Below are 23,741 nucleotides of genomic sequence, written 5' to 3'. Positions count from 1 at the left end.
ACCTCCAGCGTGCGCGGCTGGGTATTCCAGGACATCCGTGATCCTCCTTACAGAATTTGGCTTGCCCGTTTATATCCTGAACAAGATAAAAGAAGCCCGGAGAATTGGAAATCCGAAAACACCCAGAAAGCCGATTCCCGTTGCGTGAAATGCCGATAAATTGACATTCGACAAAAACTGCCTGGCCCGATCACCTGCCTCACACAAACAGTCGACAGTTAGCTCTTCGTGGACTGCCGGCAACCAGCTATCGATGCCGCACGTAAATGATGGGCAAAGATAAACACGGAAGAATCGAATAATTCTCAGCGCCTCGGTTCATCGCCACGCTTGCACGGACATCGCTAGCCAGAACCTGTTGTCCGGAGGCTGCAATCATGTCCGCCCAGGCACACACGCTTCTCGACCGTCTTCAGGAACCTTGCTCTGCTGAATCATCCCGACGACCTCGACGAGCTGCTGACGAAGCTGTGGAAAGAGCCCGCGTTTTTTCTGACCCACCCGCTCGCGATCGCCGCGTTCGGCTGCGAATGCACGCGTCGCGGCGTGCCGCCGCCGACGGTCAGCCTGTTCGGCTCGCAGTTCATCACGTGGCGCGGCATTCCGTTGATCCCGTCCGACAAGGTGCCGGTCGCCGACGGCAAGACGAAGATCCTGCTGCTGCGCGTGGGCGACAAGCGCCAGGGCGTGGTTGGCCTCTATCAGCCCGGCGTTGCGGGCGAGCAGAGCCCGGGTCTTTCGGTGCGCTTCATGGGCATCAACAACCAGGCGATCGCGTCGTACCTGATCTCGCTCTATTGTTCGCTCCCCGTCCATTCGCCGGATGCGCTCGCGGTGCTCGATGACGTGGAAATCGGCAAGTACCATGATTATGCAGACACCTACCGGTAATCCTGCGGGCGCTGCTGCGGCTGGCTATAGACGGCGAAGCCGAGGCGCGTCGCGCAGGTCAACGGTTTCACGAGCCGCCCCAGCGCGGCAAGCAAAGGAGGCAGCATGGCGGTGGAAACGGAAGAACGCACGATCGACACGGCGCTCGCGGCGGCGCTCGCCGCGGCGCAAGCGAAAGACTTGCCCTTTGCGGGTGGTGTGTCCCCTGACGACGCGTGGAGGCTCTTTTCAGCGGGCGAGGCACGCCTCGTCGACGTGCGCACGGCGGAAGAGCGCAAGTTTGTCGGCCACGTGCCGGAGACGCTGCATGTGGCATGGGCGACGGGCACCAGCCTGACGCGCAATCCGCGCTTCGTGCGCGAGCTCGAAGCGAAGGTTGGCGGCAAGGACGCTATCGTGCTGTTGCTGTGCCGCAGCGGCAACCGTTCGGTCCAGGCCGCGGAAGCGGCGGCCAAAGGCGGCTTCACGCAGGTGTTCAACGTGCTCGAAGGTTTCGAAGGCGACCTCGACGACGCGCAGCGGCGCGGCGGCCGCAACGGCTGGCGTTTCCATGGCCTGCCGTGGGTACAGGACTAAGGGACGGTTTCATAAAGGCTGTTGAACTCGCTGAAGAGTGTTCCAGCAGATCAAGCAACAACCGAGTTTGAGGAACGCTTCATGAATGTCTGCACGACGTTCGAAGCGAATACGTAGATTCGGAGTTTTTTTACGGCCTTCATTGAGGCGCTGTGCGACGAGAAACCCGTAGGCGGCGATACATAGCGAGGCGTGGTGATGAAATCCGCGCCACCCACGCCCTTCGAAGTGTCCGAGGCCAAACTCCTGCTTGACGTCCTGGTAGTCACGCTCAATGCGCCAGCGCATTTTGGCAACGTGAACGAGATGTTCAACAGCCGTCTCTTCTGGCAATGTTGAAAGCCAGTATTGGGTTGGTTCGAGTTCGCCGATGGGCCATTCGATAAGCAGCCATTCTTCATCGCGCGGCGTAGCCCGCCAATAATCGCGGTGAGAGGCACGCACACGCAGCGCCGCAAAACGGGAACTCAAGGCAGTACATGTACCTTCGCGCCACGAAACGGTCTGATAGCGGGATGGTTCGAGCGCTAGCGCCAAGTCTTTGACTGCGAGGGATTATGCCCCGGCACACGTCGCTGCAGGCTTCTTGGCCGGCCAGCCTTGCCTGTTGAAGACTCCGCAGGCAGTGGGACGGCGCCCGGTGGCCATACGCGGGGCTCGACTGAATACCCATCGCGTACTGCAGTCCCATTTCACTAACGCCGTCACGAAACGCCGTGTCGTTTCCATAACCCGCATCGGCCAGCACCACTCCGTCCGGGGTACCGCTTTGTCGTGCTTCGCGTAGCTGTTTGATGGCGATCTGCGGCTTGGTCGCAAAGCCAATTTGCTCGGGAAGCCCTGCCAACTGCCGTCTCGCCGGATCCTCCGCCCACTCCTTCGGAAGGTAAAGCTGACAAGCAACGGGCAAGCTCGCCTCCGCCGTAGCGACCGACAGGCTCACGGCCACCTGACAGTTATCCTGCTTCCCCAACTGTCCACAGTATTGCCGCGCCACGCCCACTGAATGCTTTCCTTTCTTCGGAAAGCTCGTGTCGTCAATGATCCAATACAGCCCGTTTGGATCATTGACGAAGCCGAGAACCTGCCCAGCGAGTTCTTCCGCGACTCCCCGTCGTTCCTGAACTTCGCCTTCGACGCGTGCAGTCTCATCACCGTATGGCTCTCCGGCCATCCGGCCCTAGCCACGGTACTCCAGCGCAATGCCTACGCCGCGCTCTACAGCAGCATCCAGACCCGCGTGCAACTGCAGCACGTCACCGAACACGCGCGCTTCTCCAAACTCATCGCGCTCGCGCTCAGAACTGCCGGCTGCACCCACACGCTGCTCTCCGACTCCTGGTTTGAACTGCTGCGCGCGGGTTGCGCCGCAAGGCCGGGCACATCCTGGCACCGCCATGCAACTGGCAATGCCCCGAGGACTGAACCATCTGCCCGACGAACTGCTTGATATCGTACTTTGCAGATGCTGCTTCAAGACGTTCTCCCTTGGCCTCCTTCTTCTTCGAAGGAGACAAAAATAGACGTCCTGCAACATCGCGCGTGGTCACTCTGCGGCTCAGCCGACGGACGTCAGGGGGAGTTTGGGCGCCCGCCGGGGACACCCTGCGCCGGCCCATTTCACAACCCCGGCCGTGACTACCACTGATACGATGCTCCCCCTCCGACGGTCGTGCCAGCCGAACTGAACCCTGCACCGAGCTTCACCTTGAGATTCTGCGTAATGCGTGCAGATGCCCCAATCGCCGTAGCTTGATAGCCGCGATAGCTCCCCGTGCCAACCCCAACCGCAACGGTCTTTCCCGCATCGACATCCGGAATCATCGTGAGCGCCGTAGCGGCCGCTACGCCGGAATAGGCAGCCCGGGCGACCCCATTTACCTGATTGCCAAGTGCATTGATCTGTTGATCCGTGTACTGGTTAGCCTGACTGATTGCGCCGCTCAACTGATTCAGATTGACGGCGTCGGTGCCTTCCGTGCCGGCGGCAACATTCGTGATCTGACGCTCGCTTCCCGACGAGCCGACAGAAACGGTGTTATCGCGATCCGCGACCGAATTGGCGCCCAGCGCGACCGCGTTCTGCGCGCTGGCCGATGCGCCCGATCCCACGGCGGCTGAACCGGAGCCAGTCGCCTGCGCGTTCGCCCCCACCGCAGTCGCATGTGTTCCGCTTGCAACGGCCGCCTCGGTATTCTTGTCGCCATCGGCGGCAAAGAACGGGCTCGTCTGCCCGGAAACATTGTTCGCAACACTCTCGATGGCGGAGTTCAACTGATTGACGTTCACGGCGTCGGTCCCGTTCACGCCTGCCGCCACGTTCTGGATAACTGTTCCGCCACTACCAGCCAGCGTTACATTGCTATAGTTCACCGAGCCATCGGAATGGGTCCCGTATTTCACGGCTCCGGCGGCGGTCCCCCCCGCGATGCTGTTGCTGAGGTTACTGATTGCCTCGTTCGTTGCATACAGTTGCGAGCCGTTCACCGCGTCCGTGCTCGTTGCCGAGATCGTGCCCGGTGCAAGGTCAAGGATCTTGGTGCCGGTCATGCTCGCGCCGGCTTTAAACGTCGCAAAGCCCGTCGTGGTCGTCGCGCCTTGAAGAAGTATGCCACTTGGCCCATATAGCCAAACCACGCCAGCGGCGTTGTATGCGGTCTGACCGACAGTAACTGCGGCATAATTGCCCGTTGACCCATCCGGTGCAGTGCCGGGTTTGCTGCTGCCGCCGACTTCGTTCAACACGATACCCGCGCCGCCATCGGAGTTGCGGCATCCGCTGTAATCATAACTCGAGCCACTATCCCCGTCCCCGCCGACGGACCACTGACCGGCTGAATGCGAAGTGTCGCTCGCGTAACTCCCCATTTCGTTGGACGGGTTGCAGTTCACGATCGTCCCCGCGAAGGCGCCCGTGGCGGCAAGGCAGAGGACCATGCAGGCTGCGGTGTACACGATGGCCTTCCCGCTGTGCGAGTTCTTCTGGCGCCCCTCCGCCGTCTCCGGCGCTTCTACTCGCGTACGCGTGGCTTCGGTGCAGGCTGATTGATACGTCTTGTTCACATTTAACTCCTTGAATCATGAATAAGAAGGCGCGGTATGGGGCCGTGCAGATAAACAGAGGCTTGCGCAACCGGCATCGCAATCGAATATGGATGGCGTAACAATTGATTAGTTATCCTTTCCATATGAAAAACATGGCTACGTCCCGTAGCACGGCCCATCCGGGATGGCCGGCCTGCAAACACGACCTGCAGCCAGCGGGATTGCCTGCGCCACCACTATCTCAATTTACTGGGTGGCTTGATCCGTCAGAATAGGAGAAGTTCGAAACTGCCGGCCGCCGGGCTGCATCGCACCTTTGTCATGCGCCCCTTTTTTGGAATCAGGCCCAGATGAAAGGTCGCCTGGCCTGCTCAGGGTTGCCTGCCAACGTCGGCCCCATACGCAGGTAGACCTCGGAATCAAGCCGTTAAGAACGGCTAACACAAGTCATCCACGGAGCGGGAGCAGATGACAGCAGCAACGAGGGAGAGCAACGCACCATGAATGTCGAGACGACGTTCGAAACGAATACGTAGACGGCGGAAGTTATGCAACCAGGCATGTGTACGTTCGACGACCCAACGGACTTTCCCAAGGCCGCTATCGTGCGGGTGAGCACGCCGCGCAATGCTGGTGGGGATGTTTCGCGCGTGAAGAAGGTGTCGGTACTTGTCATGATCGTAACCACGGTCAGCGTAGATCCGCCCAGGGCGACTCAGCGGCCGGCCGCGCACGCCGCCAACCGGCACGATGGCCTCGATCAAGGGGATCAGTTGGGTGACGTCATGACGATTGGCGCCAGTCAGGATTGCCGCGATCGGCGTGCCGTTGGCGTCGGTGGCGACGTGGTGCCTGGAACCGGGTCGCGCTCGGTCGGTGGGATTCGGGCCAGTTTTTCGCCCACCCCAACCGCACGAATCGACGATGAATCGACGACGACGCGGGAGAAGTCGATCTTCCCGGCCGCTCGCAGTTTCGCCAGCAGCAGTGCGTGCAGTCGATCCCACACGCCGGCTTGCTGCCAATCGCGTAGCCTTCGCCCGCAACTGACGCCGGAGCCGCATCCCATCTCTGCTGGCAGATCTCGCCAGCGGATGCCGGTCTTCAGCACAAACAAGATGCCGGTCAGCGCAGCCCGATCCGGTACCGGCTTGCGACCCGGATACTTGAAGCGGCGTGGTTTCGCCGGTGGTAGCAGTGGCTCGATCAGTGCCCACAGTTCGTCGTCGATGATTGGTTTGCCCATCTCCTCGATCCTGTTGTCACAACAATCGAGGTAACAGTTTGCGTTACGGGTTAACAGCCCCTACGAACTCTTTTTGAAACCGCTTCTAAGGGACGGGTACACGAATAGCCCGTCCGTTACCGGGGCGCCGGCATGCCGGCGCCCCGGCTCGTTTACTGCGCGCTTTCTGCTGCGCACACCTCGCGTGCCTTTATGGCCGGCTTTCTTGCGGGAGCGTTCGGCACAGCCCCGACCCGGCCGCCCGACCCGGCAGGAAAAATGTCGTCCCGACGCCTAAACTGATCTATGAGGCTAACCAGTGCGCCCCGATGACATTCCGCTGTCGCAGCGGGTTCTCATCCGGGGCTGGCCGACACGGATGCCGTGTCGTGCCGGACGGGGCACGGAGCTATCGAGGTGGGCATCATGATCAAGCGTGGATTGTGCCTGCTGCTGTTCGTGCTGGCGGCGCTATGCATCAGCGCCACGGCCACCGCGGGCAGAGGCTGGTTTCGCGGCGGAGGCCACTATGGCGGCTACGGCGGCTATCGCGGCGTGAACCACAGCAGCGGCTGGAATGGCGGCTACCGCGGCGGCGGCTGGTACCACGGCGGCTACTACGGCTGGTATCACGGCGGTTACTACCATGGCTGGTACGGTTGCTGCGGCGGCGTGAACGTCGGCTTCTACTTCGGTCCGGGCTTCATCTACGGCTATCCGTTCTATCCGTACTACGCCCCGGCCTATTACGGCAGCGTCTACTACCCGTACGTGTCCAGCGACCTGTTGCCGCCCACGGAGTACATCGAGCAGGGTCAGCCGGAGGCCGGCGCGGCGTATCCGGACGATCAGGGCGCGGGCTACCCGGGCGCGGACGATCCGGGTCCTCCCGCGCAACTGGCCGTCTGGTACTACTGCCCCATGTCTCAGCGCTACTACCCTTACGTGCAGAGTTGCCCCGGAGGCTGGCAGAAGGTACCGGCGCGGCCGCCAGACAGTTGAGCGACGGCTGATTCCGGCCGCCGCGATACTTGATGCTCACTCGGCGTTGTCGCCCCGACTCTTGTGCTGAGCCGCGAGCCGCTCCTGCTGAACGGTCGGCACCGGATCGTAGTGGCTCAACTGGATGCTGTAGCTGCCATGTCCGCCCGCCATCGCGTTCAGGCGTGACTGGTAGTCATTGAGTTCGGCCAGCGGGACCTTGCCCGCAAGGACCATCGCATTGCCGCCCACCGTGCGTGTTCCGTGCACCTGCCCGCGGCGTGCCGACAGGTCGCCGATGATGTCGCCCAACGTCGCTTCGGGCGTCATGACCTCGATGTCGACAATGGGTTCGAGCACGATTGGCTGGGCTTTCAGCACCGCGTCGATAAACGCCTTGCGCCCCGCCATCACGAACGCCACCTCCTTCGAGTCGACCGGATGGCTCTTGCCGTCGAATACGGTCACGCGCACGTCCTGCATCGGAAAGCCGGCCAACGGTCCGCTGTCGACGACCTGACGGATGCCTTTTTCCACCGCCGGAATGAACTGTGAAGGAATGGCGCCGCCTTTGACGGCATCCACGAACTCGAAGCCCTCGCCACGCGGCAACGGCTCCACGCGCAGCATGACTTCGCCGAACTGGCCCGCGCCGCCCGTCTGCTTCTTGTGCCGGTAGTGCCCCTCCGCCTTGCCGCCTATGGTTTCCCGCCACGCGATGGTGGGCGGCCTCGTGATGACCTCCAGCTTGTACTGGTCGGTCAGCCGCTCCAGCATGAAGCGCAGATGCAGCTCGCCGAGTCCGCGCGAAGCCGATCTCGTCGACTTTCGCGACGGCGCAGATGTCGCCGGGGCCGGCGCGCAGGACGTCCGTGTGCTCCTTGCCCTGCAGCATGAACAGACGCGTCACCTTGAACGGCTGACGCCCTTCGCCGATATAGAGCTCCCGGTCGCGCACGACCGTGCCTTGATGGATGCGAAACACGGCCATCTTGCCGATGTAGGGGTCCATCACGATCTTGAAGACGTGTGCGAGCACGTGCTTGTCCGCAACCGGCTCGGCATGCACGGCCTTCACCTGATGGTCGACTTCGCGATAGAAAAGCGGCGGGTTGCCTTCGGTGACATTGGGCAGGAGTCGCACGAACACGTCGAGCAATTGTGCAATGCCGGCTCCGGTGGCCGCCGAAGTGAAGCAGACCGGCACCAGATGGCCTTCGCGCAACGCGCGCTCGAAGGGTTCGTGCAACTGCTCGGGACGGACGGCTTCGCCTTGTTCCAGATACAGCTCCATCAACGCGGGGTCGAGCTCGATCACCTGGTCGATGAGCGCATTGTGCGCCGCTTCCACGGAATGAAAGTCGGCTTCGCCCGCCGGGTTGAAAAAGCAGTCCACCACTTCGCGACCGCCCTGCGCCGGCAGATTGATGGGCAGGCACGTCTTGCCGAACACCTCCTGGATCTCGGCCAGTATGCCCGGAAGATCGACCTTCTCGCCGTCGATGCCGTTCACGACGATCATCCGGCAAAGCTTGCGTTGCTGCGCGTACGCCATCATGCGGCGGGTCGTCATTTCAATGCCCGTTCGGGCGTTGATCACGATGGCGGCCGTTTCGACCGCGGGCAGCGTGCTGATCGCGAGGCCCGCGAAGTCGGGATAACCCGGCGTGTCGAGCAGATAGACGCGCGTGTCGCGATAGTGCAAATGGGCGACGGCGGAACTGAGCGAGTGGTGATACTTGCGTTCGAGCGGATCGAAATCGCAGAGGGTGCTGCCGCGGCTCACGCTGCCTGGGGCGTGCAGTGCGCCGCCCTGATGCAGCAGCGCTTCGGCAAGGGAGGTTTTTCCGCATCCGGCGTGCCCGACCAGAGCGATCGTGCGGATGGCTTCGGGATGGTAATCCATGGCCGCCATCGTCCAGTAGTGGAGGTTCGGCCATTATTGGCGAAAATTGGACGATCTGCCAGATTCGCCGCCCGAAGGCGGCATCGAAGGGGCGCAAAGCGCGCGTCTTCTGGCGGGCAAAACGGTCAGTCGATCAGGCGGGGGCGTCCGCGGGAACCAGCATGAGCGCTTTCCCTCCCAATTTCGGAGCCAGTTTTTGCTGCACGGCGACAATCGCCGGAAGCGGGCGCCATGCAACCGTCATGCTGTCGACAAGGCCGGCGTCGTTGAGGCGCATGTGATCCATGCCGTTGATGACGTGGTCACCGAACCGGATCGTGAAGATCGCGACAAAGTCGGCCCCATCGCGCAGGACGCGCTTCGGTTCGAAGGCGTCCACGGTGCTGAGAAGCTGGGTGAGGACATGGGCCACGCGTTGCTTGCCCTCGATAGGCGCGGGGGCGATCGGGCTGTGGAGCACGACGTCGTCCGCCATGTGGGCAAGCGTCCCCTCGGCGTGGCGCTTGCCCATGGCTTCGAGGTAAGCATCGAGATGTTCAGTAGTATTCACGAGAATTTTCTCCTGTTTGAAGCGGCTCGCCGGGATCCCATAAAGGCGAACTGCCTTTCGATTCCATCGTAATCGCATTGACTCCGCGTGATTAACGGGGCTACTGTTCTTGTCTGTAATGACAAAAATGTCACTAATCGATTTTGGAGCCAACGTGGAGAATTTGAGTGCGCTGGGCGGCCTGGATGTCTTTGTACGGACGGCGCAAACGCGGAGTTTTGCCGCTGCGGGGAGAGGTCTTGGCATCTCCGCTTCAGCCGTCAGTAAAAGCATTTCGCGACTTGAAGAGCGCGTTGGCGTGCGGCTCTTTCAGCGCAGCACGAGGAGCGTCCGTCTTACGTCCGAAGGCGAAATGTTCCTGGAGAGATGCAAACGCATTCTCGGCGAAGTGCAGGCAGCGGAGGACGAACTGAGCGTGATGGCACAACACCCGCGCGGGAGGCTGCGGGTTGGGCTGTCGCTTTCCGCGGGGCTGCCGCTGCCCGTGATTTCCGCGTTCATGGAAAGCCATCCGGAAATCGAGCTCGATCTTGATGTCACGGATCGACTGGTCGATGTGATCGATGAAGGATTCGACGTAGTGATTCGAGGGAGCGCGCTGCGGGACTCGCGTCTGGTGTCGCGTCCCCTTGGACCCTGGCGCGCCTGCGTGGTGGCTGCGCCGGCCTATCTGCGAAGAAAGGGAACGCCAGCGAAGCCGGATGACCTTTTGGATCATGCGTGCCTGCACTATCGCTGGGCCACGACAGGGGCGCTGTATCAATGGCCCCTGCGGCAATCGGCATTCACTGCAGCAGGTTCGTCGCTACCCTTGACGATGGTATGCAGCAGCCTGGACGTTTTGCTCTACCTGGCTTTGGCGGGGCGGGGGATCACATGCGCGCCGGACTTCGCCGTCAAGAACGCGGTTGCGGAGGGACGCTTGAAGACCGTGCTGGACACCTACGTGGCAGATTCCAACACGTTCCACATCGTGTGGCCCAGCAACCGGAAAATGACGCCCAAAGTGCGCGTATTCGTGGACTTTGTCAGGGCCCACTTCAGCCAGCACCTCGTCATCGGGCCCGACGACCGGAAGCGGCAAAGGGGGCGGCGCTCAACCTGAGTTCATGACCGGACAGGCCACCATCTACTGCACCTGGCGAACGGCGCGGCACCTCGCGAGCACGCAACGGCGACGCTTCCATTACACTCGGCGCCATACGCTATCCGCGAGGGCGAGGTACCCCGATGACGCACCTTGATAGTCCCATCGATGCGGCCCGCCTGGACGACGAATGGCTCGAAGCGGACGGTGAGGGCGGATTCGCTTCGGGCACGGTCGGGACGGCGCGTACGCGCCGCTATCACGCGCTGCTGCTCGCCGCGACGCAGCCGCCCACCGGCCGCGTGGTCCTCGTCAACGGCATCGAAGCGTGGCTCGAATGCGGCGATCGCAAGATCGCGCTGACGATGCAGCGCTACGCGCCCGATCTGCTCTATCCCGATACCTCGGGCAGCATCGCGAGCTTCGACACGGCGCCCTGGCCGACGTGGCGCTACCGGCTCGAAGGCGGCGCCGTGCTCGTTGCCGAATGGTTTGTTGCGAAGGCGAGCCGGGAGACCATGCTGCGCTGGCGGCTCGAAACCCCTGCCGAAGGAGCCGCCCATACCACCATGCTAGGCGACGTAACGCCCACGCCCACGCTGAAAGTCCGCCCGCTGATGTCGGGCCGCGACTACCATGCGCTGCACCATGAGAACCCCGCGTTCGCGTTCGATGCGCAGATCGACGGCGAGCGGGTGCGCTGGCAGCCGTACGGCGATCTGCCCGCGATCGTGGCCCGCTCGAACGGCAGCTATACGCATGCGCCGGACTGGTACCGCAATTTCTGCTATCTGCGTGAACGAGAGCGCGGTCTCGACTGCATCGAGGATCTTGCAACGCCCGGGGTGTTTTCGTTCGACCTCGGCAAAGGCGACGCCGTGCTCCTGTTCCGCGCGGAACTACGCTCTGGCGCGGCCAATACGCCGCAAGAGACTGGCGACGGCGCGGCGAGCCATGCGGCGCGGCTCGTCGGCTTCGAGGCCGCGCGCATGGCCCCCCTCGGCTCGCGCCTGCAGCGCTCCGCCGACGCCTACCTGGTCGCGCGCGGCACGGGCCGCACGATCGTCGCGGGCTACCCCTGGTTCACCGACTGGGGCCGCGACACGTTCATCGCCATGCGCGGGTTGCTGCTCGCGAGCGGTCGCCATGAGGACGCGGGCGCGATCCTGCTCGAATGGGCGGCGACGGTCTCCGAGGGCATGCTGCCGAATCGCTTTCCCGATACCGGCGGTGCGCCCGAATACAACTCGGTCGACGCCTCGCTGTGGTTCGTCGTTGCGGTGCACGAGTATTGCTCGGCCGCGAACGTGCCGTCCGCCGCGCGGCGCGTGCTGCAAGACGCGGTCGACGCCATCCTCCAGGGCTATGCGCGCGGCACGCGCTACGGGATCGCCGCCGATCCGCGCGACGGGCTGCTGCGAGCCGGTGTGCCGGGCGTGCAGCTCACGTGGATGGATGCGAAAGCGGGCGACTGGGTGGTCACGCCGCGCATCGGCAAGCCGGTTGAAATCGAGGCGTTGTGGATCAACGCGCTCCGCACGGCAGGCGCCTGGGATACGCGCTGGCGCGAACTCGAAGCGCGCGCGAGCGCCGCGTTCGTGGAACGCTTCGTCGACCGGTCGACGGGCGCGCTATTCGACGTGATCGACGTCGATCACGTCGACGGCAACGTCGACCGCTCGATTCGGCCGAATCAGATCTTCGCGGCGGGCGGTCTGCCGTTCGCGCTGCTCGAAGGCGACGCGGCGCGCGCGGTCGTCGCCCAGGTCGAAGCGCATTTGCTCACACCCATGGGGCTGCGTACGCTGGCACCTTCGGATCGCGCGTATCGCGGGTATTACCGTGGCGGTGTGCTGGAGCGCGATGGCGCGTATCACCAGGGCACCGTCTGGCCCTGGCTGCTGGGGCCCTTCGTGGAGGCGTGGCTGCGCGTCAATGGCGATACCGCGGCGCAGCGCGCGCTCGCGCACGAGCGTTTTGTCGCGCCGCTCCTCGCGCATCTCGATCGCGCCGGGCTCGATCATGTCTCTGAAGTCGCCGACGGGGACGCGCCGCACAGGCCGGGCGGCGCGCCGTTCCAGGCGTGGTCGCTCGGCGAACTGCTACGTGTGCTCAAACGGCTCGGCGAGCCGGGGTAGCCGGCATCGGTCTGCCGTGCCGCCTGCCGGCAGGCAAACCGCGCTAGCATGTGACTCTCGACGCACCCGCGCGCCAACCGGCGCCCGAAGCCCGACCTCCGCGGCCGCATCCCGGCGGCCGCAAGAGCAGGAGATGCCCATGCTGCAGCGTGCTGACGGCCTCAGCCAGACGGTTGAAGGCCAACGCCTGTACTCGAACGACTATGCCCGCTGGCAACGCTGGGGGCCGTACCTGAGCGAGCGCCAGTGGGGCACGGTGCGCGAAGACTATAGCGAGCACGGCACCGCATGGGACTATTTCCCGCACGACCACGCGCGCATGCGCGCCTATCGCTGGGGCGAGGACGGCCTGGCGGGCTTTGCCGATGAGCGGCTCGGCTGGTGCTTCTCGGTCGCGCTGTGGAACGGCCTCGACCCGATCCTGAAGGAGCGTCTGTTCGGACTCACGAACGAAGAGGGCAATCACGGCGAGGACGTGAAGGAGCTGTATTTCTACCTCGACAGCACGCCGACGCATTCGTATATGCGCATGCTCTACAAGTACCCGCAGGCCGCGTTTCCGTACCAGGATCTGATCGAGGAGAACGCGCGGCGCGGCGAGCACATGCCCGAATACGAGATTCTCGACACCGGCGTATTCGACGACGAGCGCTATTTCGACGTCCAGATCGAGTACGCGAAGCACACGCCGGACGACATCGTCATGCGGATCACGGTCGAGAACCGGGCGGGGCAGCATGCCTCGCTCGACGTGCTGCCGCAGATCTGGGCACGCAACACGTGGTCGTGGAAGGCGGCAGGCAAGCCGTCGCTCACGCTCGTTTCGTCGTCCGACGGAGAGCACGTCGTGGCGCGGAGCGATACGCATGAGCCGCTCGTCGTGACGGCAGCCTCGCAGGACGGCGCGAGGGTCGAGTGGCTGTTTTGCGAAAACGACACCAACGTGAAGCGGCTCTTCGGCATGGACAGCGCAGGCCCGTTCAAGGACGGCATCAACGACTATGTCGTGCATGGCCGTGGAGACGCGATCCGGCGCGACGCCGGCACGAAGGCGGTCGCGCGGGTCCATTTCGAACTCGCGGCGCACGGCCGCGCCGTCGTCACGTTCCGCTGGCGCCCGCTGTCCGTGCCCAGGGAGGAAGTGTCGCTCGATATCGACGCCCTTTTTGCGCACCGTATTGCCGAAGCGGACGCGTTCTACAACGCGCTGCAGCATGACATCGAGAGTGCCGACGCGCGGCTCGTGCAGCGTCAGGCGCTCGCGGGTCTGCTGTGGTCGAAGCAGTACTACCAGTACGACGTGAACCGCTGGATGGAAGGCGACCCGCTGCAGCCGCCCCCACCCGCGGGCCGCCGGCGCGGGCGCAACGCGGACTGGCGGCATCTGTGCAACGCGGACATCCTCTCGATGCCGGACAAGTGGGAGTACCCGTGGTACGCATCGTGGGATCTCGCGTTCCAGGCGGTCGCGTTCTCCCTGGTCGATCCGATGTTCGCGAAGAAGCAAATGCTGCTGCTCGTGAAGGATCGCTACCAGCATCCCAACGGCCAGCTTCCTGCGTACGAGTGGGCATTCGGCGACGCGAATCCGCCGGTGCACGCGTGGGCGGCGTGGCGCGTCTATGAAATCGATCGCTCGATCACCGGTCACGCCGACCGCGATTTTCTAGAGCGGATCTTCCACAAGCTGCTGCTGAATTTTTCCTGGTGGGTGAACCGCAAGGATGCGGACGGCCACAACATCTTCCAGGGCGGCTTCCTGGGACTCGACAACGTCGGCATCTTCGACCGTTCGTCGCCGCTGCCGACGGGCGGCCGTCTCGATCAGGCGGACGGCACCGCATGGATGGCCGCGTATGCGCTGGACCTCATGCGGATGGCGCTCGAACTCGCGTTCGCGAATCACGTGTTCGTCGATATCGGCGTGAAGTTCTTCGAGCATTTCCTGTATATCGCGAGTGCCGTTAGCAGCGACGACGGCTGCGAGACGGGTCTCTGGGACAGCGTCGACGAGTTCTTCTACGACAAGCTGCAACTGCCCGACGGCACCACCATGCCGCTGCGGATGCGCTCGATCGTCGGACTGATCCCTCTTTTCGCCGTGCGCGTGCTGGAAGAGCACGTCCATGGCAACCTGCCGGGCCTGCGCGACCGGCTCGTCTGGTTTCTCCAGCACCGGCCCGACCTTGCGCAGCTCGTGTCGCGCTGGAACGAGCCGGGCAAGGGCAATGCGCTGCTGCTTTCGCTCTTGCGCGGGCACCGCATGAAGGCGCTCCTGCGTCGCGTGCTCGACGAAAGCGAGTTCCTTTCGGAGCATGGCGTGCGCGCGCTGTCGCGCGCCCACCTCGACGAGCCTTTCGTCTACCGCTACAACGGCTGCAATTTCAGCGTCCAATACCTGCCCGCCGAGTCGGACTCGCGTGTGTTCGGCGGCAATTCGAACTGGCGCGGCCCGGTGTGGATGCCGGTCAACTATTTGCTGATCGAGTCGCTGTACGAATTTCACCGCTATTACGGCGACGACTTTCGGGTGGAGTATCCGACCGGCTCGGGCAAGAAGCTGTCGCTCGCGCAGATCGCCGACGAACTGGCGCGCCGCGTCACGACGCTCTTTTTGCTCGACGGCAACAACGAGCGCCCGGTGATGGGCGCCTACCCGCTGCTTCAGGCGGATCCGCATTGCCGCGACCTCGTGCTGTTTCACGAGTACTTCCACGGCGACAACGGGCGCGGCGTCGGCGCATCGCATCAGACCGGGTGGAGTGCGCTCGTCGCGCTGATGCTGCAGCCGCGCATGATGAGTCCGTCGGGCAGCGTGCCGGCCGCGGGCGAGTTCAAGGAAGCCGAAGCGGTCAAATGATGGCGCACGCGGATCGTTCGGCTCCGCCAGGCCGGATGTGATCTGGACCTCATAATGAGCAGGGCAACTCCGGGGCTCCAAGGCACCGCAATCTCATGAATACCCGCGCGTAAGCCCGGCTTTTCGAGCGATTAACCGCACGCGCGCTACCCGACAATCTGTACTTACACGAGGGGGCCGTATTGCGCCCCTACCCGCCGAACGACGAAATGGCATTCGTCACCGCTCGCGTTATGTCGAGGCAGATATGTCAAGCAGCATTACGATCACGGACGAACAGATTGCTGAAATCGCAAACCGGATGGCTAATGAAGGCCAGACGGTGTCTCCCTTGGCCATCTGGTCCGAAGTCCATACGGGTTCGGTGGTCTCGGTGGCGGCGGCGTTGCGCAAGTGGCGCGAAACGCGCGCGCCGCGGGTGCCGCAGGTGGTGGAGCGTCCTGCTTTGCCCGAGACCGTGACGGACACGATGCGCGACGCGCTCGACCGGTTGTGGACGTCGGCGCAGGACGAGGCCGAGCGGGCGGTGGCGCGGCGCCTTGCGGCGATGCGCCAGCGCGTCGAGGACGCCTGCACCGAGCGCGACGACGCGCTCGCGGAACTGCAGAACACCGTCCAGGAACTCGATGCGCTGCAAAGCCAGTTGAATCAGATGACGGATGCCTACGAGGCGAAAGTCGATACAGTAGCGGGCCTGGAAGAAGACATCGCGCTCGCGGTGCAACGGACCGACGCCGCGGAGAAGCGCGCCCAGGAGCTTGCGGAGCACGTTGCGACCCTTCAGGCGGAACTGGACCGCGCGATGTCGGATCTGGCTGCGGAGCGCGAAGCGCGCTCGCGCCAGGAGGCGGAATTCGCCGAGGCGAGCTTGCGGGAAGAGCCGATTGGCGCAGGCACGGACAGCGATTCCGAGCGCGCAGCGGCACTGGAAGCTACGCATTCCGAAGCAGTCGCGCGTCTTGAAAGCGAACTGGAAGCGATTCGTACGGCGCTGCAGGCCGAGCAGGAAGCGCACGCCGCCCGGCGTGAGGAAGTTGCCGGCGCGCAGGCCGAACGCGATGCCGCCGCCCATGAACTGCACACGGCCCAGGCACAGCTCGCCAGCCTGACCGATGAACGCAACGCGGATGCCTCCGAAATCGCCCGGCTCTCGACCAGCTTGTCCGAGGCCGAAGCGCGCGCCAACGCGGCACAGCAGCATGCGGCGGAACTTGCCGAAGGCGCGCTGGCGAGCGAAAAGGTCGAGGGCGCGGATTCGACGTCGCCGGCGGATGCCGATCCGCAGGAAATCGAAGCGCTGAAGGCGCAGATCTCGCGCGAAGCGGAGAGTCACGCCGCTGCGATTGCCGAAGCTCGCGAGAACATGAAGAAGTGGTCCGAGTACGCGAACGGACTGAAACAGCAGTTGGCCCAGGCCAACGAAAAGATGATTGTCGTTCACGCCCGCGGCGCCGGCGAAGCCTCGCTGAGCCGTCGGCTTGCCGCCGAGCTGAATTCCATCAATCCGGAGCACGAACTGCTGCGCAAGGATGTCCAGCAACGGCTGATCGTCGAAGCGATCAGCGCCCAACTCGAGCAGCAGGGCTACCACTACGACACCAGGACGGGCGTGGTGTCGAAGCTGAACACCGAGAACGCACCGGCTTGACGGTAAGGGGTAAGGCGAACTGGCGGCAATCCGTCCAGACCGCCCTGCTACACTACCGCGCATGACCCGATCTTTATCCGAACACGGCCGGCCTTCCCCGAAGCGCAAAGTCTCAGCGCGTACGGCGGGCGGGACCATCAAGCCGGAGGGGCAGTGGCATCACGGCGATCTGCGTGCTTCGCTGATCGCCTGGGGCACTCATCTGCTCGACACCGAAGGGATCGCGGGCATGAGCATGCGTACGGCCGCCAGGCTCGCCGGAGTCTCGCCGGGGGCACCGGCGTATCACTTCCAGGACCGCAACGGATTGCTCGCGGCCATCGCGGCCCAAGCCTTCCGCGATCTGGTGAGCTTCCGTCACACGCGGCTGGACGAGGTCGACCCGGAAGACGCGGCCGGGCGCCTGCGTTCGGTCATGCTGGCCTATGTCGAATTCGCTCAGGCGCATCCGGCACGCTTTCACCTGATGTTCGGGCCGGAGATCCAGAATCGCGAACAGTATCCGGAACTGCTGGAAGCGGGTTCGGCCTCCTTTCACCTGCTGCGGCGCGCGATTGCCCCCTGCCTGGAGGGTGCGGACGCCAGTGCGCTGAGTGAAGAGGAACTCGCGTTTGCCGTCTGGGCGGCAACGCACGGGCTTGCCGTGCTGACCCTCGATGGCCGCAAGATTTCCATCTCGTCGACTCAAAACCCCACCGCAGAAAAACTGGCCGACATCGTCGTCCAGTTTTGCCTCTCCGCATTGAAGGCGGCGACGGAGAAGCGCTGAGCGCGGTGCACCGCCTGTGTCGGTGTGCTTGTGTCAGATCACGCGTGCCTGACCCTGCCAATGCGGTTCGCGCAAACGCCGTTTGAAGATCTTGCCACTATCTTCGCGCGGCAGCGCCGCATGAATCTCGACTACGCGAGGCACCTTGTAGTTGGCGATGCGTTCGCGCAGGAAGTCCTGCACGGCATGGGCTTCGATGAGGCTGCCGGCGCGCGGCTGGACCGCCGCAGCCAGCGCTTCGCCGAACTCCGGGTCGGGAATGCCGAAGACCGCGCAATCCTCGATACCGGGCATAGTGAGGAGTACGGATTCGATTTCCGCCGGATAGATGTTTACCCCGCCGGAGATCACCATGTCCGCTTTCCGGTCGCAGATATAGAGGAAGCCGTCCTCGTCCAGGTAGCCCATGTCGCCCAGCGTGACGAGACCGTCGCGCTCTGCCGCCGCGCGCGCGTCGGGCCGGTTGATGTAGGTGAAGTCGGGCACGGCGTGCTGACGCACGTAGATCAGGCCGATCTCCCGCACGGGCAGTGCGTTGCCGTTTTCGTCGAGGATACGGACTTCGGCATCGGGCAACGGGCGCCCGGCCGAACCCGCGTGGCTCAGCCAGTCGGCGGAATCGATAAAGGTCGTGTAGCCCGCCTCGCTCGATCCGTAGGCCTCGGTGACGACGGGGCCTAGCCAGTCGATCATGGCCTGCTTCAGCGGGGCGGCGCAGGGCGAACCGGTCGAGGCGACGTGGCGCAAGGCGGACAGATCGCGGCGAGCGCGGACGGCGGGATCCACGGCCAGCAGCCGCTGATACATGGTGGGCACGAGGTAGGCATGCGTGACGCGATGCTGCGCCAGAAGATCGAGCGTTCGATCGGGATCGAAGCGCGGTTCCAGCACCAGCGTGGCGCCGAGCTGACTGAAGTGCAGCAGATAGTTCATCACCGCGCTGTGATAGATCGGCGCCGAAAAATAGGCCGTCACGTCGGTGCCGGTCCCATACACGATATCGACGACGCGCTGCAGGCGCGGCTGCATCGTCACCTGCTCGTCGGGAGACCACGGAATGCGGCGTACGCCCTTGGGCTTGCCGGTGGTGCCCGAGGTATAGGTGATGGCGCCGTGCAGCAGGCCGGCGCGCGGCGGCATGGGCGGCAGGCCGCTGCCGAAGTCCGTCCAGCGGTATGCCTCGCGGTCCGCAGCCGTGGCGGCCGTGGTGTCCGTGTGCGCTACGGCGACAACATGGACCCCTTCGGGAATTCCCTCGCGGATCTGGGCGAGCAGGTCCGCGTCGACGAACAGCGTGTGCGCGGCGCTGTCCGTGAGGATATGTGCGGCTTCCAGCGCCTTGAAATGCCAGTTGATCGATGCCAGGTAGAGGCCGGCCTGGCGGCAGGCCAGCACCAGTGCGACATACTCGGGGCTATTGCGTAGCATGGCGGCAACCGTGTCGCCTTCCTTGCACTGCAATCCGTGCAGCCCGGCGAGAATTCGCTGCATTTCCGCCCGCATCCATGCGGGCGAATAATTCCGTTCTCCGAACCATATTGCGGGAACCATGATGTCTCCCGATACTCACGCGTCCGTGCCGGTCAGCACGGCTTGAGCGGCGGCGAGCCGCGCACCCATTTCGGCGGCGAGCGCTTGCAGGCCGCTCATCGGGCGCACCATCACTTCGAATTCCTCGATCTTGCCGTGCGCGTCGAGACGCAGCATGTCGATGCCTTTCAGGGCCTTGCCGTTCACGGTGGCGCTGAACTCCAGCACGATGCTTTGCCCGTCGTCGCTCGCGAAGGTGCGGTGGTAGCGGAAGTCCTCGAATACGGTGTTGACGGTCTTCAGCACCAGCTTGATCGCCGTCTTGCCGGGATAAGGCGTGTGCGCCACCGGCGAGCGAAAGACAATGTTGTCGGACAGCAGCGGGTCCAGTTCCTCCATCGCATTGCGTTCGAGGAGGTCGTGCCACGTAGCGAGCGTGCGCTGGGCTGCTTCCGGCAGGTTCCTGACTTCCATGCTGTCTCCTTGTCCAGGGGCGGTGCCTGCATGACACCATCCCATTCACGTGAAACTATGCAGTGAATAGTTTTTTGGACTCTAACAGGCGGTGCCCGGTGGTGCAAGGAGGTCTTTTGCTGAGAGGATTGGGCGGGACCATTCACCCATAGCCAGCCAGGAAGCGAAGCCGGTCTCAGGCATTGTGCGGAAATCTGGACAACCTATTCGGTTTGAGGGGGATTATCGCACGCCAAAGGTGCGCCCATAATCCGTCTCGTCCACCGCCGCTCGTGTGCGGTGCCAGTTCAGGAGAAAGACATGAAGCAGCTTCGACTCGGCGCAACGGGACCTCTCAGCTCGGCCATTGGCCTTGGCTGCATGGGCATGTCGGGCATGTATGGTCCGTCCGATCGCGCGGAGAGCATCGCCACCATTCACGCCGCGCTGGAGGCGGGCGTGACCTTGCTGGACACCGGCGACTTCTACGGTTCGGGCCACAACGAATTGCTGATCGCCGAGGCGCTGAAGAGCGCGCCGCCTTCGCGTCGCGATGCCGCGATCGTCAGCGTGAAGTTCGGTGCGATGCGCGATCCGGCGGGCGGCTGGTCGCTGTATGATGCGCGTCCCGCTGCGGTGAAGAACTTCCTCGCCTATTCGTTGCAACGGCTGGGCGTGGACCACATCGACATCTACCGGCCCGCGCGCCTCGACCCGAACGTGCCGATCGAGGAAACCGTGGGCGCGATCGGCGACATGATCAAGGCGGGTTACGTGCGGCACGTCGGCCTCTCCGAGGTCGGTGCGGCGACCATCCGCCGTGCGGCCGCCGTGCATCCCGTCTGCGATTTGCAGATCGAGTATTCACTGATCTCGCGCAGCATCGAAGACGAGATTTTGCCTGCCTGCCGCGAACTCGGTATCGGCATTACCGCGTATGGCGTGCTTTCGCGCGGGCTCATCAGCGGGCACTGGCAGAAGAGCGCGGCGGGCGCCGGCGATTTTCGCGCGTACAGCCCGCGCTTCCAGGGCGAGAACGTCGATCGCAATCTCGCGCTCGTCGAGGCGCTGCGGACGGTTGCCGGGGAAAAGGGCGTAACGGTGGCGCAAATCGCGATTGCCTGGGTGGCCGCCCAGGACGACATCGTCGTGCCGCTGATCGGCGCGCGGCGCCGCGACCGGCTGACCGAAGCTCTCGGCGCGCTGGACGTAGTCCTGAGCGCCGACGATCTTGCGGCCATCGAGCGCGCGGTGCCGAGAGGCGCGGCCGCCGGCGAGCGTTACGCCGCGGCGCAAATGGCGCACCTCGACAGTGAGCGTAGCCACGGAGCGTGAGCAGCGGTTGAGGGCGCAGCGAGGTTCGGCCGGCGCAAGTGTCACATCGCGACAACGAATCAGAGGCAGTTTCATGATGCCACGAGCCTCGCATCCCGATCTTTCAGTACCCCGGACGGATGGAAGCCCGTTTCCACCGCGTATCGCGTATCAGAACTCCGGCTTCGTTGATATACCGGAGCCGTCGGTCGTTTCCGGCGGAGAGGGCGCGGCCGACGGTGATGCGCTGGGCAGACGAGCCATCGAGGGGTTGCGCCTGGAGATAGTTCACGTGATTCCCATTCGGAGGGGTGTTGTATTCCTGGAATACGCCACTGCCGAAATGCGGGTTGCCTGTCCGAATATCTCGATAAATGATTCGTCATCCTAAGCATGTTCTTTCTCCGCTGCCTGGCCGTGCCGGCTTCACGGGGAAGAATCCGTTGTGCCGGGTCGGTTGCGCAGGCCGCATTGTTGCGCAAGCCAGGCCGGCACGTAATCGCCAGAGATGGCTTCCAGCATCTCCTGCATCCAGTCCGCGACTTCCCGAAGCGAAACCGCCCCCATCACGAGCACGGTCACCGAGTTTGTCGACGCGCAGGGGAGAAATTCGATGGTCAGCTTATCCGGCTGTGCGCGGAACGCTTCGATGCAGGCGGCAATCTCCCGGCCGATCGGGGACATGCCCAGCATTGCGCCCGGATCCACGTCCCCAATGCCCAAGGCGCACCACTCGAGTTCCCCGCTTGGAGGTCCGCAGCCCATCAGCAGGCGCCTGCAAGCGGGAACATCAGTGAGCGTCCCGAACGCGGCTTCGAAGGATTCGGTCATGGCGGCGGATCCGGTTAGTGCGGACTACGGCCGGACCTGCGGATCAGTCCTGGCGGAAATGGTAGCGGCGCCGCAGTCCGCCGGAGACCGGCGCCACAATAGAAACGGCAGACGTAGTGCCGGCCGCCGCCGTCGGTCGCCTGACTGCTCGAAGATCCTCACCCGTAATTCCCCCGGACAGGCGTAGCTCCACTAGCAGGCGAACCGGCAGGGGCATTGGCAGTTCGCGAGCCTCGTAGCGGCTGCCGCTGGACTGGGCGACGCCGAGGAGCCGCCAGAACTGCCGCTGGGATTCCCGGTGCTGTTTGCGGAATGCGACGATCCGGGCGATCTCGTCCGGGGGCTCCGTCGCATCGTCCGCGTTCAGGCCGCCGTCATCGGATGTGGCCAACGTATTGGCTGATTCCATGTTTGCGCTCGTTTTTGCCTTCGGCTTTCAAGGACACCTGATCAGCGCCGTCCACGGCCGATCGCGGGCGGGCAGGTAAGCGAAAGCCCCGGCGGATGCGGCCACCGGGGCTTTCTGGCAGCCTTCGTCATCGGGGGAGACAGAGCCTGCGTAGCAACAGTATAGGAGGTTCCGAGCGAAGGGGAATGAGCGATGCGGCGCTGCCATGCTTCGACGGGTCGTCGACAACAATGGGAAGCGTGGCCTCGGTCCTTCCTGCATTTGTCAGAAGACCTGAGCATGGAGCTTGCATCATGCCCAAATCGACTGGCTTCGAGTTCCGGGTTCTAGAATTTCTTCTCAGGCATCGGCCAAGAGCGAAGTAATGCCGGAGCCGGTGATCGCGGCGATCGACAACGGGGGCCCGAAGTACAGTACCGGCAGGCTCGCGATTTGAGTTTCCATGATAGTTTTACGCGACCTCGGCACTCTATTGTCGACGCACCGCTTATCGAATTGTTTCACTGTTTGGCGAAACGTCGAAGTGCCGGACTACCGTTTGCTCACACGGCCGACGACGATGAAGCGCTGCGGTCGTGAAGCATTTCCAGACTACAAGGTTCAAACATGCCCACCATCACGGACACGCTGTTGAAGCGAATAGTCCCATCTCTGGCAAAGGTGCCCGGCGTTGTTGCGGTAGTCCTGGGTGGGTCTCGTGCCAGGGGAACAGCTAACGAGGCGTCCGACTACGATATCGGGCTCTATTTTGAATCCGCTGAACCGCTGGATACAGAATCGTTGCTGAACGTGGTCAGGACACTGGTCGACGATCCGGTTTCAGCGGCCGTAACGCCTGTTGGAGAATGGGGCCCCCGCATAGTGGGTGGCGGTTGGCTCTCGGTCGCGGGGCGAAAAGTCGATCTTCTGTATCGGAATATTGAGCGCGTTGCCACCGTGATCGACGAATGCCGCGCGGGGCGCGTCTTGATGGAATACCAGCCTGGACATCCGCATGGGTTCTGCTCTGCGATCTGGATGGGGGAGGTGGCGCTATGCCAACCCCTTTACGATCCGGACGAAAGCATCCACAAGCTCAAAGCTTCAACTTCACCGTATCCGGTGGCACTGCGCACGGCACTAGTCAATACATTCCTCTGGGAGGTGTCGTTTAGCATCGACAATGCGCAGACGGCGATCTCGCGCCACGAGCAGGTGCACGTGGCGGGGTGTGCATATCGGGCGTTGTGCTGCATGGCGCAGGTTTTGTTTGCGCTCAATGGGCGCTACCTGATAAACGAAAAAGCGTCTCTGATCGAAGCCGCTACGTTCATCTGCACAATTCGCGACCTTGAAACACAGGTCAAACGCGTGTGGGCCGCAATCGGCGAGTCGGATCTCGCGACCGCCGTGTCTGTGTTGCGAGCCATGGATAGAGATCTCCATGCTATGGTCGAAACGCATTCCCGCCCCGGGTCGTAGTGAATTTCGATGGGAATGGCTGTTTTTGCTGGTTATAGGGTAAGGCATGCTTAAGGTTTTATGCGCC

General features: G+C 63.5%; 17 protein-coding genes and 4 pseudogenes. 11 read left to right on the top strand and 10 right to left on the bottom strand.

What is annotated here, in order from left to right; all coding sequences use genetic code 11:
• Positions 1 to 438 precede the first annotated feature (438 nt).
• Both V8683_RS17485 and V8683_RS17480 read left to right on the top strand, forming a co-directional pair.
• A pseudogene (locus V8683_RS17485) lies at positions 439 to 891 on the top strand (hypothetical protein); the annotation flags it as partial.
• Positions 892 to 996: 105 nt separating this feature from the next.
• Complete coding sequence (locus V8683_RS17480) at positions 997 to 1,467, top strand: rhodanese-like domain-containing protein (RefSeq protein ID WP_411193366.1); 471 nt, start codon at positions 997 to 999, stop codon at positions 1,465 to 1,467.
• A gap of 9 nt (positions 1,468 to 1,476) precedes the next feature.
• On the opposite strand, the pseudogene V8683_RS17475 reads toward V8683_RS17480, so the two are convergent.
• Positions 1,477 to 1,584: pseudogene (locus tag V8683_RS17475) on the bottom strand (IS5/IS1182 family transposase); the annotation flags it as partial.
• Positions 1,585 to 2,527, bottom strand: a pseudogene (locus tag V8683_RS17470) (IS701 family transposase); the annotation flags it as partial.
• Here V8683_RS17470 and V8683_RS17465 point away from each other — a divergent pair.
• Complete coding sequence (locus V8683_RS17465; RefSeq protein ID WP_411193365.1) at positions 2,474 to 2,917, top strand: AAA family ATPase; 444 nt, start codon at positions 2,474 to 2,476, stop codon at positions 2,915 to 2,917. The pseudogene V8683_RS17470 and the gene V8683_RS17465 overlap by 54 nt on opposite strands.
• 188 nt (positions 2,918 to 3,105) lie before the next feature.
• On the opposite strand, the gene V8683_RS17460 is transcribed toward V8683_RS17465, so the two are convergent.
• Positions 3,106 to 4,530, bottom strand: a complete 1,425-nt coding sequence (locus V8683_RS17460; protein WP_411193364.1) for a YadA family autotransporter adhesin — start codon at positions 4,528 to 4,530, stop codon at positions 3,106 to 3,108.
• A 419-nt stretch (positions 4,531 to 4,949) separates the two neighbouring features.
• A protein-coding gene (locus V8683_RS17455; protein WP_462880662.1) for an IS5 family transposase occupies positions 4,950 to 5,758 on the bottom strand; the annotation gives its coding sequence in 2 pieces (ribosomal slippage) (positions 4,950 to 5,419 and positions 5,419 to 5,758; 810 coding nt in all).
• Between the two features lie 405 nt (positions 5,759 to 6,163).
• On the opposite strand from V8683_RS17455, the gene V8683_RS17450 reads away from it, so the two are divergent.
• Positions 6,164 to 6,739 (top strand): hypothetical protein, encoded by a 576-nt coding sequence (locus V8683_RS17450; RefSeq protein ID WP_411193363.1) that lies wholly within the window; start codon positions 6,164 to 6,166, stop codon positions 6,737 to 6,739.
• A 36-nt stretch (positions 6,740 to 6,775) separates the two neighbouring features.
• Here the strand turns inward: V8683_RS17450 and V8683_RS17445 are convergent.
• Positions 6,776 to 8,624: pseudogene (locus V8683_RS17445) on the bottom strand (elongation factor G).
• A gap of 133 nt (positions 8,625 to 8,757) precedes the next feature.
• A complete protein-coding gene (locus V8683_RS17440; RefSeq protein WP_411193362.1) occupies positions 8,758 to 9,174 on the bottom strand; it encodes a nuclear transport factor 2 family protein in 417 nt (138 codons plus the stop codon).
• A gap of 163 nt (positions 9,175 to 9,337) precedes the next feature.
• On the opposite strand from V8683_RS17440, the gene V8683_RS17435 reads away from it, so the two are divergent.
• The 5 genes from V8683_RS17435 (at position 9,338) to V8683_RS17415 (ending at position 17,676) form a co-directional block, all read left to right on the top strand.
• A complete protein-coding gene (locus tag V8683_RS17435; protein ID WP_411193579.1) occupies positions 9,338 to 10,279 on the top strand; it encodes a LysR family transcriptional regulator in 942 nt (313 codons plus the stop codon).
• Between the two features lie 125 nt (positions 10,280 to 10,404).
• Positions 10,405 to 12,399, top strand: coding sequence for an amylo-alpha-1,6-glucosidase (locus V8683_RS17430; protein WP_411193361.1), 1,995 nt, complete (start codon positions 10,405 to 10,407; stop codon positions 12,397 to 12,399).
• Between the two features lie 133 nt (positions 12,400 to 12,532).
• On the top strand, positions 12,533 to 15,259 hold the full coding sequence (locus V8683_RS17425) for an MGH1-like glycoside hydrolase domain-containing protein (protein WP_411193360.1): 2,727 nt from the start codon (positions 12,533 to 12,535) through the stop codon (positions 15,257 to 15,259).
• 247 nt (positions 15,260 to 15,506) lie between these two features.
• Positions 15,507 to 16,907, top strand: coding sequence for a DNA-binding protein (locus tag V8683_RS17420; RefSeq protein WP_411193359.1), 1,401 nt, complete (start codon positions 15,507 to 15,509; stop codon positions 16,905 to 16,907).
• A 235-nt stretch (positions 16,908 to 17,142) separates the two neighbouring features.
• A complete protein-coding gene (locus V8683_RS17415; protein WP_411193358.1) occupies positions 17,143 to 17,676 on the top strand; it encodes a TetR-like C-terminal domain-containing protein in 534 nt (177 codons plus the stop codon).
• 33 nt (positions 17,677 to 17,709) lie between these two features.
• Here V8683_RS17415 and V8683_RS17410 read toward each other — a convergent pair whose 3' ends face one another.
• Together V8683_RS17410 and V8683_RS17405 are read right to left on the bottom strand one after the other, a co-directional pair.
• Positions 17,710 to 19,227: an AMP-binding protein gene (locus V8683_RS17410; protein ID WP_411193357.1), complete on the bottom strand. Its 1,518-nt coding sequence runs from the start codon at positions 19,225 to 19,227 to the stop codon at positions 17,710 to 17,712.
• 15 nt (positions 19,228 to 19,242) lie between these two features.
• The gene (locus V8683_RS17405) at positions 19,243 to 19,680 is read right to left on the bottom strand and encodes a nuclear transport factor 2 family protein (protein ID WP_411193356.1); all 438 of its coding nucleotides are present in this window, start codon (positions 19,678 to 19,680) and stop codon (positions 19,243 to 19,245) included.
• 300 nt (positions 19,681 to 19,980) lie between these two features.
• Between V8683_RS17405 and V8683_RS17400 the strand changes: the two genes are divergently transcribed.
• Entirely contained in the window at positions 19,981 to 20,994 is a 1,014-nt protein-coding gene (locus V8683_RS17400) for an aldo/keto reductase (protein ID WP_411193355.1), read from the top strand.
• Between the two features lie 405 nt (positions 20,995 to 21,399).
• Here V8683_RS17400 and V8683_RS17395 read toward each other — a convergent pair whose 3' ends face one another.
• Positions 21,400 to 21,804, bottom strand: coding sequence for a hypothetical protein (locus V8683_RS17395; protein WP_411193354.1), 405 nt, complete (start codon positions 21,802 to 21,804; stop codon positions 21,400 to 21,402).
• Between the two features lie 43 nt (positions 21,805 to 21,847).
• Positions 21,848 to 22,213, bottom strand: coding sequence for a hypothetical protein (locus tag V8683_RS17390; RefSeq protein ID WP_411193353.1), 366 nt, complete (start codon positions 22,211 to 22,213; stop codon positions 21,848 to 21,850).
• Between the two features lie 606 nt (positions 22,214 to 22,819).
• On the opposite strand from V8683_RS17390, the gene V8683_RS17385 reads away from it, so the two are divergent.
• Positions 22,820 to 23,674, top strand: a complete 855-nt coding sequence (locus tag V8683_RS17385; RefSeq protein ID WP_411193352.1) for a nucleotidyltransferase domain-containing protein — start codon at positions 22,820 to 22,822, stop codon at positions 23,672 to 23,674.
• The last annotated feature ends 67 nt before the right edge of the window (positions 23,675 to 23,741 follow it).

This window comes from Paraburkholderia sp. AV2 (assembly GCF_054968425.1).
The sequence above is the reverse complement of the archived record's forward strand: the minus strand, read 5'-3'. Positions and strand labels throughout refer to the sequence as shown.

Excerpts from the sequence above, each read along its gene's own strand:
- V8683_RS17480 (WP_411193366.1), top strand. The coding sequence starts at position 997 with ATGGCGGTGGAAACGGAAGAACGCACGATCGACACGGCGCTCGCGGCG.
- V8683_RS17465 (WP_411193365.1), top strand. The coding sequence starts at position 2,474 with ATGCTTTCCTTTCTTCGGAAAGCTCGTGTCGTCAATGATCCAATACAG.
- V8683_RS17450 (WP_411193363.1), top strand. The coding sequence starts at position 6,164 with ATGATCAAGCGTGGATTGTGCCTGCTGCTGTTCGTGCTGGCGGCGCTA.
- V8683_RS17430 (WP_411193361.1), top strand. The coding sequence starts at position 10,405 with ATGACGCACCTTGATAGTCCCATCGATGCGGCCCGCCTGGACGACGAA.
- V8683_RS17425 (WP_411193360.1), top strand. The coding sequence starts at position 12,533 with ATGCCCATGCTGCAGCGTGCTGACGGCCTCAGCCAGACGGTTGAAGGC.
- V8683_RS17420 (WP_411193359.1), top strand. The coding sequence starts at position 15,507 with ATGTCAAGCAGCATTACGATCACGGACGAACAGATTGCTGAAATCGCA.
- V8683_RS17415 (WP_411193358.1), top strand. The coding sequence starts at position 17,143 with ATGCGTACGGCCGCCAGGCTCGCCGGAGTCTCGCCGGGGGCACCGGCG.
- V8683_RS17410 (WP_411193357.1), bottom strand. The coding sequence starts at position 19,227 with ATGGTTCCCGCAATATGGTTCGGAGAACGGAATTATTCGCCCGCATGG.
- V8683_RS17405 (WP_411193356.1), bottom strand. The coding sequence starts at position 19,680 with ATGGAAGTCAGGAACCTGCCGGAAGCAGCCCAGCGCACGCTCGCTACG.
- V8683_RS17400 (WP_411193355.1), top strand. The coding sequence starts at position 19,981 with ATGAAGCAGCTTCGACTCGGCGCAACGGGACCTCTCAGCTCGGCCATT.
- V8683_RS17395 (WP_411193354.1), bottom strand. The coding sequence starts at position 21,804 with ATGACCGAATCCTTCGAAGCCGCGTTCGGGACGCTCACTGATGTTCCC.
- V8683_RS17390 (WP_411193353.1), bottom strand. The coding sequence starts at position 22,213 with ATGGAATCAGCCAATACGTTGGCCACATCCGATGACGGCGGCCTGAAC.
- V8683_RS17385 (WP_411193352.1), top strand. The coding sequence starts at position 22,820 with ATGCCCACCATCACGGACACGCTGTTGAAGCGAATAGTCCCATCTCTG.